Below are 17,295 nucleotides of genomic sequence, written 5' to 3' on the forward strand. Positions count from 1 at the left end.
ACCACGGTCCCGGGGTCGAGCAGCAACGGCCACTGACCTCACCGGCCCGCGCGCGGCGGCCCGGTGAGGCGGAAGGGCATCAGCCCGCCCGGTGCACCACCGCGTCGCACAGCTCCAGGAGAGCCGCCTTCGCGCCGCACTCGGGCAGCGGCGCGAGGGCCGCCCGCGCCTCCTCCGCGTACCGCACCGTGTCCTTGCGGGCCTGCTCCAGGGCGGGGTGGACGCGCAGTCGCGCGAGCGCCTCGGCGTGGCGCGCGTCGTCCGTCAGGTCGGAGTCGAGGAGCTCGCACAGGGCGCGGTCCTCGGGCAGGCCGAGCTGCTCGGCGCGCTCGCGCAGCCGAAGGACCGGCAGCGTGGGGATGCCCTCGCGCAGGTCGGTGCCGGGGGTCTTGCCGGACTCGTGCGAGTCGGAGGCGATGTCCAGGACGTCGTCGGCGAGCTGGAAGGCGACACCGAGCCGCTCGCCGTACTGGGCGAGGACATCCACGATGCGCTCGTCGGCGCCCGACATCATCGCGCCGAACCGCACGGCCACGGCGATCAGCGAGCCGGTCTTGCCGCCCAGGACGTCGAGGTAGTGGTCGACCGGGTCGCGGCCGTCGCGCGGTCCGGCCGTCTCCAGGATCTGCCCGGTGACGAGGCGTTCGAAGGCCTCCGCCTGGATGCGGACGGCCTCGGGCCCGAGGTCGGCCAGCATGTGCGAGGCGCGCGAGAAGAGGAAGTCGCCGGTCAGGACCGCGACGGAGTTGCCCCAGCGGGTGTTGGCGCTGTCGACGCCGCGGCGCACGTCGGCCTCGTCCATCACGTCGTCGTGGTAGAGCGTCGCGAGATGCGTGAGCTCGACGACGACGGCGGCGGGCACGACACCCGGCGCGTACGGATCGCCGAACTGCGCGGCGAGCATCGCGAGGAGGGGCCTGAAGCGCTTGCCGCCCGCACGGACGAGATGCTGCGCGGCCTCCGTGATGAAGGGGACCCCGCTCTTCGTCGCCTCGAGCAGACCCTCCTCGACAGCCGCCAATCCGGCCTGGACATCGGCTTCGAGAGCCTGGTCCCGCACGCTAAGACCGAAAGTCCCGACGACGGTCACGAGAGGTTCTCCTGTCTGCTGACGATCACATGGCGAACTCGGTCGATCATTTGGTCGATGACACGGTTTGTCGATGTGTCGCTGCCATCACTCAAGTCAGCGTATCCGGTCGCGTTTCGATCACAGTGGGGGCCTGCCCGCACAGACCAGGCCGAGCGGCCCACGAACACCCCCGGTATGTTCTTGATCAGCTCATACGACCGAGAAGACCGGGAGTCTCGCTTTTGTCCCGCACCACGGCCGAGGCCGAGCCGAACGAACCGCTGAGCGACCAGCCGCCGCCGGGCGACGACCACGCGTTCTTCGGCCAGCCTCGCGGCCTGCTCACACTGTCGGGTCTCGAGGTCTGGGAGCGTTTCTCGTTCCTCGGCATGCAGGCCATCCTCGTCCTCTACTTCGCGGACACGGTGGCACACGGTGGCCTGGGCATGTCCGCGGGGACGGCGGCCTCCGTATCGGCAGCGTACGGAACGCTCGTCTACCTCGTCTCGGTGGGGGGCGGCTGGCTCGCCGACCGGATCCTCGGCTCGTACCGCGCGGTCCTGTACGGCGGCATCCTGATCGCCTGCGGCCACTACGCGATGGCGGTGCCGACGGCGGCCATGACCTGGGTCGGCCTCGGCCTGATCAGCGCGGGAACCGGCCTGGTCAAACCCAATGTCGCCACCATGGTCGGCAAGCTCTACCGCACCGACGACGAGCGCCGCGACGCCGGCTTCGCGCTGTACTACATGGGCATCAACATCGGCGCCTTCGCGGGCCCGTTGGTCACCGGCTGGCTCGGCGACCACAAGGGCTGGCACTGGGGCTTCTCGGCCGCCGCGATCGGCATGACGTTCGGACTCATCCAGTACGTCGCCGGGCGACGTCACCTGGCCGGGCGCAAACACGCCGCCGAGTACGCACTGCCGCCCGAAGGGATGCGACGCGCGGTTCGGATGATGATCGCGGGCGCGGTCGTCGTCGCCGTACTCGCCGTGATCCTCGTATGGGCCGGCTGGCTGACGATGGACCGCTTCGTGGACGTCCTCACGGTCATCTCGGTCATCGCGCCGGTCGTGTACTTCGCGGTCATGTTCCGCAGCCCTCGCGTGAGCGCCGAGGAGCGCGGCAGGCTCAAGCCGTACGTCGTGCTCTTCCTGGCCTCCGTGGTCTTCAACTTCATCCTGTTCCAGGCGTACTCGACGATGATCCTGCTGGCCTCGACGAACGCCAGGACCGAGATCCTCGGCTTCCACTTCCCCGCCAGCTGGTACGCGTCCGCGCTCGGCGCCTTCGAGGTCGCGCTCGCCCCCGTGGTGGCCGGCCTGTGGGCCCGGATGGGACCGCGCCAGCCGCACGCCTCCAACAAGATCGCGTTCGGTGTGATCCTGGGCGGTCTGTCGTTCCTGCTCATGGTCATCCCCACCTCGGGCCACAGCGGGGACACGTACAAAATGGCCGCCTGGTGGATCGTCGGCTCGTATCTGCTGCTCGGCCTCGGCGACATCCTCCTGGAGACCTCCGGCATGTCGGCGACGACGAAGCTCGCTCCGAAGGCCTTCTCCAGCCAGACCATGTCCCTGTGGTTCCTGTCGCTCGCCCTCGCCAACGGCATCCAGGCACAGACCGTGAAGCTCTACGGCGAGGTCTCCAATCCCGCGTACTTCGGTGTCAACGGCGCCATCGCCGTCGTCATCGGCCTGGCCGTGATCGCGCTCGCGCCGTGGCTGCGCAGGACCATGCACCCCGTTCACTGAGGTAACTCCCATGTCAGAAACCCCGGCCATCACCATCCGCACCTCCTTCCCCTACGAGACGACCCGCGAGGACGTTCGCGTACCCCTGCCGGACGGCACCACACTGTTCGCCCGCATCTGGCGTCCGGTGACCGACGAGCCGGTGCCCGCCATCCTCGAGTACCTCCCGTACCGCCTCAGCGACTGGACAGCGCCGCGCGACTGGCAGCGCCACCCCTGGTACGCGGGCCACGGCTACGCCTCCGTACGTGTCGACGTACGCGGGCACGGCAACTCGGAGGGCCTGCCCGGCGACGAGTACGACACGACGGAGCTCGCGGACGGGGTCGCCGTCGTCAACTGGCTGGCCGAACAGCCCTGGTGCAGCGGCAAGGTCGGCATGTTCGGCATCTCCTGGGGCGGCTTCAACTCCCTCCAGATCGCGGCCCTCGCGCCCGAGCCGCTCAAGGCGGTCGTCACGGTCTGCTCGACGGACGACCGCTATGACAACGACGTGCACTACATGGGAGGTTCCGTCCTCGCGGTGGACATGCACGCGTGGGCGGCGACCATGCTCGCCTTCGTGTCGCGGCCGCCCGACCCCCAGTTCGTCGGCGAGGGCTGGCGCGACATGTGGCTGGAGCGCCTCGAAGCGGTCGACCCGTTCATCCACACCTGGCTCGGCCACCAGACGCGCGACGCCTACTGGCAGCACGGCAGCGTCTGCGAGGACTACACCGCCGTACGCGCGGCCGTCCTCGCGGTGGGCGGCTGGCACGACCCGTACCGCGACACCGTCCTGCGCCTCGTCGAGAACCTGCCCGACCAGCAGGTGCGCGGGATCATCGGCCCCTGGTCGCACCAGTACCCGGACCGCGGCCTGCCGCCGGGCCCCGCGATCGGCTTCCTCCAGGAAACCCTCCGCTGGTGGGACCACCACCTCAAGGGCGCCGACAACGGCGTCATGGCGGAGCCCAAACTCCGCTCCTGGATCAGCGACTCGCACCCGCCCGCCACCGTCTACCCGACGCTGCCCGGCCACTGGGTCGGCGACCCGTCCTGGCCGTCCCCGAACGTCGCGCCTCTCGCGTACGCCCTTCAGGGCCCGCCCGTGATCGTGAAGTCACCCCAGCAGACGGGCCTGGACGCCGGCCGCTTCTTCCCCTTCGGCAACGACGCGGACCTGCCGCCGGACCAGCGGGACGAGGACGCGAAGTCGGCGTGCTTCGAGTTCGAGGTGCCCTCGGATCTGCAGGTCCTCGGCCGGCCGCAGGTGACGCTGCGGATCACCAGCGAGGTACCGCGCGGGCAGGTCGCCGTCCGGGTGTGCGACGTGGCGCCGGACGGCTCCTCGACGCTCGTCACACGCGGCGTCCTGAACTTCTCCTCTCGCGAGGGCCGGGACAAGGCCGTCGCCTGGCCCCCCGGCACCACGGACGAGGTCTCCTTCGAGCTGAACGGGATCGGTCACACCTTCCCGGCCGGGCACCGCATCCGCCTCGCGGTGTCGTCCGCTTACTGGCCGTGGATCTGGCCGCAGCCCGGATCCGAGGCCGGCTTCACCCTCGACCCGGCGGGCAGCACCCTCGAACTGCCGGTCAGGATGGTCGACGCCGAGAACGGCGCCGACATCGGCTTCGAGCCACCCGAACAGTCCGAGCCCATGGGTGTCGTCTACCCGGCCACCCTGGACGAACAGCGCCCCGAGCGCCTCTGCGTCCGCGACGTCGCCAAGGGCGAATGGCGCCTCGAGGTCGACCCGCGCTACGGCGGCACCCGGGTCTACCCCGACGGCCTCGAATTCACCGAGGACGCCGTGGAGACGTACGTCATCCAGGAGGCCGACCCACTCAGCGCGCGCACCCGTTCCGACTGGTCGATCCGCCTGCACCGGCCCGAGCTGGCATGGGACGTGACGATCAAGACCCGCTCCGAGATCGCCTGCGACGCGACGGACTTCATCACCAGCAACGAGGTGGTGTGCCGGGACGGCGGCGAGGTGGTCTTCCACCGGACATGGGAGCAGCGGATTCCGCGTACGGCGGGGTGAGGTGGGGTGGGTGGAGGTGAGGGTGGCCCCGGCCGATACGGGGCGGCCGGCCTACGCCCAGCCCCCGAACTCCCGCTCCAGGACAACCCCCACCCCGTCCTCCTCATGGGACAGGGTGACCTCGTCGGCCGCCGCCCTGAGTTCGGCGTGGGCGTTGGCCATGGCGACGCCGTGGCCGGCCCACGCGAACATCGGCAGGTCGTTCGGCATGTCGCCGAAGGCGATCGTGCGCTGCGGCGTCAGACCGAGCCGTTCGGCAGCCAGCGCGAGCCCCGTCGCCTTGGTGACGCCCCACGGCTGGAGCTCCACGGTGCCGGGGCCCGACATGGTGACCGTCGCCAGATCGCCGACGACCGCCCGGGCCACCGTCGCCAACTCGTCGTCGCTCAGCCGGGGATGACGGAGCAGCACCTTGCTGATGGGCTCGGCCCACAGCTCCTCGCGGCGCTCGATCCGCACGGCGGGGAGCGTGGGGTGCGGCATCACATAGCCCGGCTCGATGAGCGTCAGACCGTCCGTACCGTCCTGATCGACCGCCGCGTCGACCTGGCCGACCTCGGCCTCGATCTTGCCGAGGGCCTGCTCGGCGAGGTCGCGGTCGAGGGTCAGGGACCACACGATGCGGTCCGTCGCCGCGTCGTACAGCTGGGCGCCCTGGGCGCAGACCGCGAGGCCGGTGCCGCCGAGCTCGCCGAGCAGCGGCCGCACGCGCGGCGCGGGCCGCCCCGTCACCACGAGGTGCCGGGCCCCCGCGGCTGCCGCGGCCGCGAGCGCGTCGCGCGTCCGTTCGGAGACCGTGTCGTCGCCGCGCAGCAGCGTCCCGTCCAGGTCTGTGGCGATGAGTTCGAACGGAGCGGAGCGAAACGGAGCGGGCATGATCGAGAGAATACGGACCGCTCCGCCGGGTCACTGCGCCCGGTCACCCCCTCCGTCGTCCCGCCCGTTCACCCCAGCGCGGGGCGCCTCACGCGTGTGCCGCCGCGAGATGCTTCACCAGCCGCGGCGACGCGAACTCGGTGCCGCACACGAACCTCATCACCGGCCCGAACGACGACCCGCCCAGCATGCCCGTGAAGTAGAGCCCCGGCACCGAGGACACATAGCCCGCCCCCAACTTGGGGGTACCCCGGCTGGCGGCGATCCGGGTCCGCAGACCGTCGCCGAGGAAGTCCATCGCGGCGAGGTCCACGCGGTAGCCGGTCGCGGCGATGACGTGGTCCGCGGTCAGCTCCTCGCGGCGCCCGCCGGGGGCCCGCACCGTGAGGACCGCGCCTCCGTCCGCCGCGGCGGACCCCACGATTCCTTCCACCTCGCGCACCCGCACCTTGTCCTCGAACCGCTCGCGCAGCCACCACGCCCCGAGCGGCCCGAGCACCCGCCGGACGAGGAAGTGCCGTGCCTGTGGCGGGAGATGGCGGTACGGATGCGGGTAATACGTCAGCGCGTACAGCGACCAGGCCCGGCCGAACGGCGTCTCGGGGCGCAGCTTCGGCTGGTCCCACGGCGGCGCGCCGAATCGTACGGAGCCCTGGCCGCGCGCCACGATCCGCACGCTCGCCCCGGCCTCCGCGGCGAGCGCGGCGGCCTCCAGGGCGGACTGCCCGGCGCCGACGACGACGAGTTCCCTGCCGGAGAAACGGGACAGGTCGTGGTGCTGCGAGCTGTGGGAGACGGGGCCTGTGGGGGCGGGGCCGTCGGGCGCCGCCGCGGCGAGCTCGTGCGGCAGGTGGTCGAGGCCCGAGAGGCCGGTGGCGACGACGACCGCGCGGGCCGTGAACTGCTCACCGGAGTCCAGCTTGACCTCGAAGTTCTCGTGTCCGCGCCGGTCCACCGACACGACCCTGACCCGCTCCAGGTCGGGCACGAGCTTCTGCTGGAACCAGTCCCCGTAGGCGACGAACGTCTCGACCGGGACGATGTCCTCGTCCGTCACGAGGCGCGGGATCCCCGCGGCGTCGCAGTAGTCGACTAGGTCGTGGCCGCGCTGCGGGGCATCGATGTTCGAGGCGGACGGCACGGACTTCAGGAGCATTCCCGCGGGCATGTGCGAGCGCCAGCTCACCATGGGGTCGCCGAAGACGCGTACCGGAATGCCGCGTGCCCTCAGATGGGCGGCGGTCGACAGGCCGTACGGGCCCGCTCCGATGACAGCTACCGGATGAATCACGAAGTCCCCTCCCCAGGGAAGAACATTTGCTTCCTACTTCGCGTTGACACTTGGCACTTGGTACTCAGTGGTGGTCGTGCGCTAATTGGTCCTGGTCGTGCCGCCGCCTCGGCGGTTGGTCCGCCACAGCTGGTGGAGGTGGCGGGCTCCTGGGCCCACGAAGCGGGCGAGCATCGTGAACAGGGGCCGCAGGTCGTCGGTGGCGAGCCAGGCGAGCTCCGTGCCCGTGGCGCGGGCCGGGGCGTGCGGGGTCGTGTAGCCGCTGCGGCGGTAGGCGATGAGAGCGGGCAGGTCGATGTTCTCCACCACGTACCGGTGGCCCGCGCGCTGTTCCCCCTCCGGGACGGCGCGGCCGGTCAGGTCGAGGTGCAGGGCACGGACGACGTCGATCCCGGACTCGCTCTCGAAGAGCCGGAACTGGGCGCCCATGCGCGGATTGAAGTCGAGGAGCTTGTACTGGCCGTCGCGCCGGTCGAAGCGCAGGTCGAGGTCGATGACGCCGGTGAAGCCGATCTGTTTGATGAAACGCGCGGCGAGGTCCGCGAGTTCCGGATTGTCGACGACGTACGCGTTCGCCGTCATGCCCGCGTGCGGCGGCCAGGAGCGCACCTTGACGCCGGTGAAGAGGGCCAGTGGCGAAGAGTCCGCGTCGAAGTACGCGTGCACGATCCAGTCCTCGGCCTGCTCCCTCGGCAGGTACTCCTGAAGGATCACGCCGGGCTGCCCGCCCCAGTCGCGGGCGAGTTCGAGCAGGCCCTCGGGGGTCGCGATCTTCGTCGTGCCGTTCACCGCGGGCTGTTTGCGGCGGGTGAACGCCTCCCGGTTCTTGGCGACCACCGGGAAGCGGACCGACGCGGCGAACTCCTCGATGTCGGCGTACGACTCGGGGAACGAGGCCGCCGGCGACGCGACACCGTGCTCCACGCACAGTTCGTGCAGCCCCTGCTTGCTGGCGAGGCGGCGCGGCAGGTCCTGCTCGACGCGGGGGAACAGGAACTTCCCCCGGTCCGCCAGTTCTTCCTGGTGCTCGGCGATGAGGACGGCCGCCTCTTCGTCGGTCGGGATCAGGACCGTGGGCCTGCCGATCCGGCGCGCGATGCGCAGCATGCCCTCGACGAGCCGCTCCGGTTCCTCGGCCCCGGTGGTCCGCCAGGGAAAGGCCCGGCGCAGATAGCGCGAGGACGCCGCGGGCGTGTAACGGTCCTCCGTGATCGCGTACATGGGCACGCCGAGGCGGCCCAGGCTGCGGATTGCTCCCACTCCTCCGTGATGCAGTGGATAGTCACCGAACTTGACGATCAGGCCCGGCACGTCCCGGTCGCATTCGAACGGCACGCTGCTGGCGCTCCTGGCCACGGGTCCCCCCACGTGTCCTGTCCCCCTTCGGACCCGGACCCACCCCGCCCGCGTCCCCCGATAGGACGCTAAGCCGGAATTGACCACTCCAGCAAGGCTTATCCGGACATTGCGAACTCTTTAGACACTGCCCCAACGCGCCGCTGCCACGTAACGTGTGGCCCACCCATATGGAAAGCGAGGCAGGTACGCATGTCCGAGCAGACCCCGCTCACCCCCCTCGACCTCCCCGAAGGCGACCCCTTCGGACCGCACAACCTCCCGTACGGGGTGTTCTCCCTGCCGGGGGAGGCCGTGGAAGCGCGCCGGGTCGGCGTGCGCCTCGGCTCGTACGTGCTGGACGCGGGCGCCGCGGCGGCCGCGCTCGGCTCGCCCTACGTCTCCCTGCTCGCCCGTCCCACCCTGAACCCGCTCATGGCGGCGGGCCGCACCGCCTGGTCGGACGTGCGCCGCGCGCTCACGGCCTGGGTCACGGTCCCGGCCCACCGCGAAACCGTGCGCCCCCTGCTGCACCCGCTCGCCGAAGTCACCCTGCACCTCCCCTTCGAGGTCGCGGACTACGTCGACTTCTACGCTTCGGAGAACCACGCCCGGAACCTGGGCCGGATGTTCCGCCCGGACGAGGAGCCTCTGAAGCCCAACTGGAAGCATCTGCCGGTGGGTTACCACGGTCGCGCCGGGACGGTCGTGGTCTCGGGCACGGACGTGGTCCGCCCCTCGGGCCAGCGCAAGCCCCCGGCCGACCCGGCCCCGGTCTTCGGCCCGTCGGTACGGCTCGACATCGAGACGGAGCTCGGCTTCGTCGTCGGGACGCCGTCCGCGCAGGGCACGCCGGTGCCGCTGTCCGCGTACCGCGACCACGTGTTCGGGCTGTGCCTCCTCAACGACTGGTCGGCGCGCGACATCCAGTCCTGGGAGACCGTGCCGCTCGGCCCGCACCTCGGCAAGTCGTTCGCCACGTCGGTCTCGGCGTGGATCACCCCGCTGGACGCGCTGGACGAGGCGCGTGTGGCGCCCCCGGAGCGCACATACCCGCTGCTGCCGTACCTGGACGACACGGCACCCTCCCCCGACGGCATCGCGGACGAGCCCGGCGGCTACGACCTGCACATCACTGTCACCCTCAACGGCCATGTCATCTCCGAGACCTCCTCCGCCTCCCTGTACTGGACGGCGGCGCAGATGCTGGCGCACATGACGGTGGCCGGCGCCTCCCTGCGCACGGGCGACCTGTACGGCTCCGGCACCATCAGCGGCGCCTCGGAGAACGCACGCGGCTCCCTCATCGAAATCACCTGGAACGGCCGCGACCCCATCGAACTCCCCGACGGCAAGCGAACGTTCCTCGAGAACGGTGACGTGGTCACGATGACGGCCTGGGCCCAGGGCCCGGACAACACACGCGTGGGCCTCGGCGAAGTGACGGGGCGGATCGTGGCGGGCGCCACGGCATGAGAGGCCTGAGGCGGCGCTGTCAGGGGCCCGACGGCGGGGCGCCGTCAGTGGCCTGAGGGCGCCGTCACCACCGTCACCACCGTCACCAGTCGATGTCCTCCGGCTCCTGCTCGTCCTCGGGCCAGCCGGGATCCGGCTCCGGCGCCTCCCCGGCGGCGGAGTCGGCCGGGGCTGCCGGGCCGCTGGAACCGGCGCCGTCCAGGCCCGCCAGGACGCCGAGCACACCCTCGCCCCACGTCGCCAGCTTCTTCTCGCCGACGCCGCCGATCGTGCCCAACTGGCCGATGGACGTCGGGTGTTGGAGGGCGATCTCCTTGAGCGTCGCGTCGTGGAAGATGACGTACGCCGGGACCCCGTTCTCCTTCGCCTGCGCGCCGCGCCACGCGCGCAGCGCCTCGAACACGGGCAGCAGCTGCTCCGGCAGGTCCGCCGCGGGCGACTTCGCCTTGCGGTCCCGCGAGGCCGACCGGGACGTGGCGGGGCGCGGCGCCTCCTTGCGCAGCCGCACCTCCCGCTGGCGCCCGAGGACGCTCCCGCTCTCCTCGGTGAGCACCAGCGTCCCGTACTCGCCCTCGACCGCGATGAGTCCCTGCGCGAGCAACTGCCGTGCCACGCCCCGCCATTCGGCCTCGCTCAGGTCCTCGCCGATGCCGAAGACGGAGAGCTGGTCGTGGTCGAACTGGATGACCTTGGCCGTTCGCCGGCCCATCAGGATGTCGATGACCTGGCCCGCGCCGAACTTCTGCCTGCGCTCCCGGTCGAGACGCACCACCGTGGAGAGGATCTTCTGAGCGGCGACGGTGCCGTCCCAGGTCTCCGGCGGCGAGAGGCACGTGTCGCAGTTGCCGCAGCTTGCCGCCTGCGGCTCCTGGCCGAAGTACATGAGGAGCTGGGACCTGCGGCACTGCGCCGTCTCGCACAGCGCCAGCATCGCGTCGAGGTGGGACCCCGCCCGGCGCCGGAACGCCTCGTCCCCCTCCCCCATGTTGATCAGCTTCCGCTGCTGGACGACGTCCTGCAGCCCGTACGCCATCCAGGCCGTGGACGCGAGCCCGTCACGCCCGGCGCGGCCCGTCTCCTGGTAGTAGCCCTCGACGGACTTCGGGAGATCGAGATGCGCGACGAACCGGACGTCGGGCTTGTCGATGCCCATGCCGAACGCGATGGTCGCGCAGACGACCAGGCCCTCCTCGCGCAGGAACCGGGACTGGTGCGCCGCGCGGGTCCCCGCGTCCAGGCCCGCGTGGTACGGGACCGCCTCGATGCCGTTGCGGCTGAGGAACTCGGCCGTCGCCTCCACCGACTTGCGCGACAGGCAGTACACGATGCCCGCGTCGCCCTCGTGCTCCTGCTTGAGGAAGCTGAGGAGCTGCTTCTTCGGGTCCGCCTTCGGCACGATCCGGTACTGGATGTTGGGCCGGTCGAAGCTCGCCACGAAGTGCTTCGCGTCCGGCATGCCCAGGCGCTCGGTGATCTCCTGGTGCGTGGCGTGCGTCGCCGTCGCCGTGAGCGCGATGCGCGGCACGTCCGGCCAGCGCCGGCCGAGGACGGACAGGGCCAGGTAGTCCGGGCGGAAGTCGTGCCCCCACTGCGCCACACAGTGCGCCTCGTCGATCGCGAAGACGGAGATCCTGCCGCGGGAGAGCAGGTCGAGCGTGGAGTCGAGGCGCAGCCGCTCCGGCGCCAGATAGATGACGTCCAGCTCGCCCGCGAGGAACTCGGCCTCGACGGTGCGACGCTCGTCGAAGTCCTGCGTCGAGTTCATGAACCCGGCGCGCACGCCCAGCGCGCGCAGCGCGTCCACCTGGTCCTGCATGAGGGCGATGAGGGGCGAGATCACGACGCCCGTGCCGGGCCTGACCAGGGCCGGGATCTGGTAGCACAGGGACTTTCCGCCGCCGGTCGGCATCAGGACGACGGCGTCCCCGCCGTCCACGACGTGGTCGATGATCGCTTCCTGCTCGCCGCGGAACGCGTCATATCCGAAGACGCGGTGCAGCGTCTCCAGCGCGCCGCCGCGCATCGCCGTCGCCACGCCGGGCTCCGTCACCTCGCTCATGCCACCGATCCCATTCATCGCCCTGTCCCCCGTACGTCCATACTTTGTGGTTCGACCACTGCTGCCACGATAGGGCTCCGCACCGACAGCCCGAAAAGTTATCCACAGGCTGGGGGTGAAGTCACCTCCCGGCCGGGGGTCCGGGGGTCGTCCCCCGGGAAGGCGCAGCCACAGGCTGGGGGTGAAGTCACCTCCCGACCGGGGTCCCGGAACGCCTCCGCCCGGCATCCCTCGCGGGGACACCGGGCGGTGACGACGGTGCGTGGCGCGGTTACCGCACGAACACGCTCGCCTGGTTCGCCAGGTCCAGGAAGTACTGCGGCGCGAGGCCCAGCACCACCGTGACCGCCACACCCACCGCGATCGTGGTCATCGTCAGTGGCGAGGGCACTGCGACCGTCGGGCCGTCCGCCTTCGGCTCGCTGAAGAACATGAGCACGATCACCCGGATGTAGAAGAACGCCGCGATGGCCGACGAGATCACACCGACCACGACGAGCGCACCGGCCCCGCCCTCCGCCGCCGCCTTGAACACCGCGAACTTTCCGGCGAAGCCCGAGGTCAGCGGGATACCGGCGAAGGCGAGCAGGAACACCGCGAAGACGGCCGCGACCAGCGGCGAGCGGCGTCCGAGCCCCGCCCACTTCGACAGGTGCGTGGCCTCGCCGCCCGCGTCCCTAACCAGCGTCACCACGGCGAACGCGCCGACGGTCACGAAGGAGTACGCGCCCAGGTAGAAGAGCACGGACGAGATGCCGTCGGGCGTGGTGGCGATGACACCGGCGAGGATGAATCCGGCGTGCGCGATCGACGAGTACGCGAGGAGCCGCTTGATGTCGGTCTGGGTGATCGCGACGATCGCGCCGCCCAGCATCGTGATGATCGCGATGGCCCACATGACCGGCCGCCAGTCCCAGCGCAGGCCGGGCAGGACGACGTACAGGAGCCGCAGGAGGGCGCCGAAGGCGGCGACCTTCGTGGCGGCCGCCATGAAGCCGGTGACCGGTGTCGGCGCGCCCTGGTAGACGTCCGGGGTCCACATGTGGAACGGCACGGCGCCGACCTTGAACAGCAGGCCCATGACGACCATGGCGACGCCGATGAGCAGCAGCGCGTCGTTCCCCATGGTGTCGGCGAGCGCCGGGTCGATGTTCTGGATCGATCCGTCGACGACGTCGGCGATCGTCGCGTACGACACGGAGCCCGCGTACCCGTACAGGAGGGCGATGCCGAACAGGGTGAACGCCGAGGCGAAGGCGCCGAGGAGGAAGTACTTGACCGCGGCCTCCTGCGACACGAGCCGCTTGCGGCGGGCCACGGCGCACAGGAGGTAGAGCGGCAGGGAGAAGACTTCCAGGGCGATGAACAGCGTCAGGAGGTCGTTCGCCGCGGGGAAGACCAGCATGCCGCCGATCGCGAAGAGCGCGAGCGGGAACACCTCGGTGGTGGTGAACCCGGCCTTCACGGCGGCCTTCTCGCTGTCGCTGCCGGGCACGGACGAGGCCTGCGCGGCGAACGAGTCGACGCGGTTGCCGTGCGCCTCCGGGTCCAAGCGGCGCTCGGCGAACGTGAAGATCGCGACGAGGCCGGTCAGCAGGATCACGCCCTGGAGGAACAGGGCCGGGCCGTCGACGGCGATCGCGCCCATGGCCGCGATGTGCGCCTTCGTGGTGCCGTACCCGCCCGCCGCGAGCCCGACCACCGCGGCGAACGCGGCGGCCAGGGCGACGACGGCGAGGAACACCTGGACGTAGTAGCGGGACTTGCGCGGCACGAACGCCTCGACAAGGACCCCGAGGACCGCCGCACCGATGACGATCAGGGTGGGCGACAATTGACCATATTCGATCTTTGGCGCGTCGATCTTGGAAATGGGATCGGCCGCCGTTGTCCACAGGCTGTGGACGGCTGCTGCGCTCACTTGGCCGCCTCCACCGCTGGCTTCGGGTCCTTCTTGTGTACGTCGGACAGGGTCTGCTTGACCGCCGGGTTCACCAGGTCGGTGACCGGCTTCGGGTAGACGCCCAGGAAGATCAGCGCGGCGATCAGCGGAACGACCACCGCGAGTTCCCGCACGCGCAGGTCCGGCAGGGCCGAGACCTCCGGTTTCACCGGGCCCGTCATCGTCCGCTGGTAGAGGACGAGCGTGTAGAGCGCGGCGAGCACGATGCCGAAGGTCGCGATGATTCCGATCACCGGGTAGCGCGAGAACGTGCCGACCAGGACCAGGAACTCACTCACGAAGGGCGCGAGGCCCGGCAGCGAGAGGGTCGCGAGGCCGCCGATCAGGAACGTGCCGGCGAGCACCGGGGCGACCTTCTGCACGCCTCCGTAGTCCGCGATCAGGCGCGAGCCGCGGCGCGAGATCAGGAAGCCCGCCACCAGCATCAGGGCGGCCGTCGAGATCCCGTGGTTGACCATATAGAGCGTCGCGCCCGACTGGCCCTGGCTCGTCATCGCGAAGATGCCGAGGACGATGAACCCGAAGTGCGAGATCGACGCGTACGCCACCAGGCGCTTGATGTCCCGCTGGCCGACCGCGAGCAGCGCCCCGTAGACGATGCTGATGAGGGCCAGCACGAGGATGACCGGCGTCGCCCACTTCGAGGCCTCCGGGAAGAGCTGGAGGCAGAAGCGGAGCATCGCGAACGTGCCGACCTTGTCGACCACCGCCGTGATGAGGACGGCGACCGGGGCGGTGGCCTCCCCCATCGCGTTCGGCAGCCAGGTGTGCAGCGGCCACAGCGGCGCCTTCACCGCAAAGGCGAAGAAGAAGCCGAGGAAGAGCCAGCGCTCGGTGCTGGTCGCCATGTGCAGCGAGCCGTTGGCCCGCGCGGCGGCGATCTCCTGGAGCGAGAAGTTCCCCGCCACCACGTAGAGACCGATCACGGCCGCCAGCATGATGAGGCCGCCGACGAGGTTGTAGAGCAGGAACTTCACGGCGGCGTACGAGCGTTGGGCCGCCGCGTTCTCGTCGCTGCCCGCGTGGGCACGGTCCCCGAAGCCGCCGATGAGGAAGTACATCGGGATGAGCATGGCTTCGAAGAAGATGTAGAAGAGGAAGACGTCGGTGGCCTCGAAGGAGATGATCACCATCGCCTCGACGCCGAGGATCAGGGCGAAGAAGCCCTGCGTCGGGCGCCACCTCGAACTTCCCGTTTCCTGCGGGTCGGCGTCGTGCCAGCCCGCGAGGATCACGAACGGGATCAGGAGGGCGGTGAGCGCGATGAGCGCCACCGCGATGCCGTCCACGCCCAGCTCGTACCGCACCCCGAAGTCCTTGATCCAGGAGTGGGATTCGGTGAGCTGGTAGCGGGCGCCGCCGGGCTCGAAGCGCACGAGCACGACCGCGGCCAGCACCAGCGTGGCGAGCGAGACGAGCAGCGCCAGCCACTTCGCCGCCGTGCGCCGCGCGGCCGGTACGGCAGCCGTGGCGATGGCTCCCACGGCGGGGAGCACCGCCGTCGCTGTCAGCAGAGGAAAGGACATTGCTATCAGACCGCCCTCATCAGCAGGGTCGCGGCGACGATGAGTGCCGCACCGCCGAACATCGAGACGGCGTACGAGCGGGCGTAGCCGTTCTGGAGCTTGCGCAGCCGGCCGGAGAGCCCGCCGACCGAGGCCGCCGTCCCGTTGACCACGCCGTCGACCAGGGTGTGGTCGACGTAGACCAGGGAGCGGGTGAGGTGCTCGCCGCCGCGGACCAGGACCACGTGGTTGAAGTCGTCCTGGAGGAGGTCACGGCGGGCGGCCCGGGTGAGCAGCGAGCCGCGCGGGGCGACGACCGGGACCGGGCGCCGGGCGTACTGGAGGTAGGCCAGGCCCGCGCCGATCACCAGGACCACCATGGTGGCGGCGGTGACGGTCGTGGCACTGATCGGCGCGTCCCCGTGGCTGTGCTCGGTGACCGGCTCCAGCCAGTGCAGGAAGCGGTCGCCGATGCTGAAGAAGCCACCCGCGAAGACGGATCCGACCGCGAGCACGATCATCGGGATCGTCATGGACTTCGGCGACTCGTGCGGGTGCGGCTCGTGGCCCTCCGCGTCCGGCTGCCAGCGCTTCTCACCGAAGAAGGTCATGATCATCACGCGCGTCATGTAGTACGCGGTGATGGCCGCGCCGAGAAGGGCCACCGAGCCGAGGATCCAGCCCTCCGTGCCGCCCTTCGCGAACGCCGCCTCGATGATCTTGTCCTTGGAGAAGAAGCCGGACAGACCGGGGAAGCCGATGATCGCGAGATAGCCGAGCCCGAACGTGACGAACGTGACCGGCATGTACTTCCTGAGGGCGCCGTACTTCCTCATGTCCACCTCGTCGTTCATGCCGTGCATGACCGAACCGGCGCCGAGGAAGAGGCCCGCCTTGAAGAAGCCGTGCGTCACCAGGTGCATGATCGCGAAGACGTAGCCGATGGGGCCGAGGCCCGCGGCCAGCACCATGTACCCGATCTGCGACATCGTCGAGCCGGCCAGCGCCTTCTTGATGTCGTCCTTCGCGCAACCGACGATCGCACCGAACAGGAGCGTGACCGCACCCACGATGACGACGACGAGCTGTGCGTCCGGTGACGCGTTGAACACCGCGCCGGAGCGGACGATCAGATAGACACCGGCGGTCACCATGGTCGCGGCGTGGATGAGGGCCGAGACCGGGGTCGGGCCCTCCATCGCGTCACCGAGCCAGGACTGCAGCGGCACCTGGGCGGACTTGCCGCACGCGGCGAGCAGCAGCATCAGGGCGATGCCCGTCAGCGTCGCGCCGCCGCCCTGGTGCTCCTCCGCCGCCTTCAGGACCGGCGCGAAGGCGAACGTCCCGAACGTCGTGAACATCAGCATGATGGCGATCGACAGGCCCATGTCGCCGACGCGGTTGACCAGGAAGGCCTTCTTCGCCGCGGTCGCCGCGCTGGGCTTGTGCTGCCAGAAGCCGATCAGGAGGTACGAGGCGAGGCCCACGCCCTCCCAGCCGACGTACAGGAGCAGGTAGTTGTCGGCGAGGACCAGGAGCAGCATCGCCGCGAGGAACAGGTTCAGGTAGCCGAAGAAGCGGCGGCGCCGCTCGTCGTGCTCCATGTACCCGATCGAGTAGATGTGGATCAGCGTGCCCACACCGGAGATCAGGAGCACGAACGTCATCGACAGCTGGTCCAGCTGGAAGGAGACGTCGGCCTGGAAGCCCTCGACCGGGATCCAGCTGAACAGGTGCTGGGTGAAGGTGCGGTCGTCGGCGCTCTTGCCGAGCATGTCGGCGAAAAGGAGGACGCCGATGACGAAGGAGGCGGCCGAGAGCAGCGTGCCGAGCAGATGGCCCACACGGTCCAGCCGCCGTCCGCCGCACAGCAGTACGGCCGCTCCGAGCAGTGGCGCCGCTACCAGCAGCGCAATCAGGTTTTCCACTGTG

Annotated in this window: 11 protein-coding genes; 3 read left to right on the top strand and 8 right to left on the bottom strand. The window is 70.3% G+C overall.

Annotation, left to right across the window (positions count from 1 at the left end):
* Positions 1-79 precede the first annotated feature (79 nt).
* A complete protein-coding gene (locus OG574_RS21740) occupies positions 80-1,090 on the bottom strand; it encodes a polyprenyl synthetase family protein (RefSeq protein WP_100598042.1) in 1,011 nt (336 codons plus the stop codon).
* A gap of 224 nt (positions 1,091-1,314) precedes the next feature.
* Here OG574_RS21740 and OG574_RS21745 point away from each other — a divergent pair, with 224 nt between their 5' ends.
* Entirely contained in the window at positions 1,315-2,829 is a 1,515-nt protein-coding gene (locus OG574_RS21745) for a peptide MFS transporter (RefSeq protein ID WP_326774571.1), read from the top strand.
* Between the two features lie 28 nt (positions 2,830-2,857).
* Entirely contained in the window at positions 2,858-4,858 is a 2,001-nt protein-coding gene (locus OG574_RS21750; protein ID WP_326778573.1) for a CocE/NonD family hydrolase, read from the top strand.
* A gap of 51 nt (positions 4,859-4,909) precedes the next feature.
* On the opposite strand, the gene OG574_RS21755 is transcribed toward OG574_RS21750, so the two are convergent.
* The 3 genes from OG574_RS21755 to OG574_RS21765 all read right to left on the bottom strand — a co-directional run bounded on the left by OG574_RS21755 (position 4,910) and on the right by OG574_RS21765 (position 8,360).
* A complete protein-coding gene (locus OG574_RS21755) occupies positions 4,910-5,734 on the bottom strand; it encodes an HAD family hydrolase (protein WP_326774572.1) in 825 nt (274 codons plus the stop codon).
* Positions 5,735-5,822: 88 nt separating this feature from the next.
* Positions 5,823-7,025 carry an FAD-dependent oxidoreductase gene (locus OG574_RS21760; RefSeq protein WP_326774573.1) on the bottom strand — a complete coding sequence of 401 codons (1,203 nt, stop codon included), beginning with the start codon at positions 7,023-7,025 and terminating at the stop codon, positions 5,823-5,825.
* Between the two features lie 81 nt (positions 7,026-7,106).
* A complete protein-coding gene (locus tag OG574_RS21765) occupies positions 7,107-8,360 on the bottom strand; it encodes a carboxylate--amine ligase (RefSeq protein WP_326774574.1) in 1,254 nt (417 codons plus the stop codon).
* A 213-nt stretch (positions 8,361-8,573) separates the two neighbouring features.
* Here OG574_RS21765 and fahA point away from each other — a divergent pair, with 213 nt between their 5' ends.
* Positions 8,574-9,836, top strand: a complete 1,263-nt coding sequence (fahA, locus tag OG574_RS21770) for a fumarylacetoacetase (protein ID WP_326774575.1) — start codon at positions 8,574-8,576, stop codon at positions 9,834-9,836.
* Positions 9,837-9,918: 82 nt separating this feature from the next.
* On the opposite strand, the gene recQ is transcribed toward fahA, so the two are convergent.
* From recQ to nuoL, 4 genes are all read right to left on the bottom strand, one after another.
* Positions 9,919-11,895 carry a DNA helicase RecQ gene (recQ, locus tag OG574_RS21775; protein ID WP_326774576.1) on the bottom strand — a complete coding sequence of 659 codons (1,977 nt, stop codon included), beginning with the start codon at positions 11,893-11,895 and terminating at the stop codon, positions 9,919-9,921.
* 271 nt (positions 11,896-12,166) lie between these two features.
* Positions 12,167-13,816, bottom strand: a complete 1,650-nt coding sequence (gene nuoN / locus OG574_RS21780) for an NADH-quinone oxidoreductase subunit NuoN (protein ID WP_326774577.1) — start codon at positions 13,814-13,816, stop codon at positions 12,167-12,169.
* Entirely contained in the window at positions 13,813-15,384 is a 1,572-nt protein-coding gene (locus OG574_RS21785; RefSeq protein WP_326774578.1) for an NADH-quinone oxidoreductase subunit M, read from the bottom strand. Before OG574_RS21785 ends, nuoN begins: the two co-directional genes overlap by 4 nt.
* 5 nt (positions 15,385-15,389) lie before the next feature.
* Entirely contained in the window at positions 15,390-17,291 is a 1,902-nt protein-coding gene (gene nuoL, locus OG574_RS21790) for an NADH-quinone oxidoreductase subunit L (protein WP_100598033.1), read from the bottom strand.
* Positions 17,292-17,295 lie beyond the last annotated feature (4 nt).

The sequence above is a fragment of the Streptomyces sp. NBC_01445 genome (genome assembly GCF_035918235.1).
Classification (GTDB): domain Bacteria; phylum Actinomycetota; class Actinomycetes; order Streptomycetales; family Streptomycetaceae; genus Streptomyces.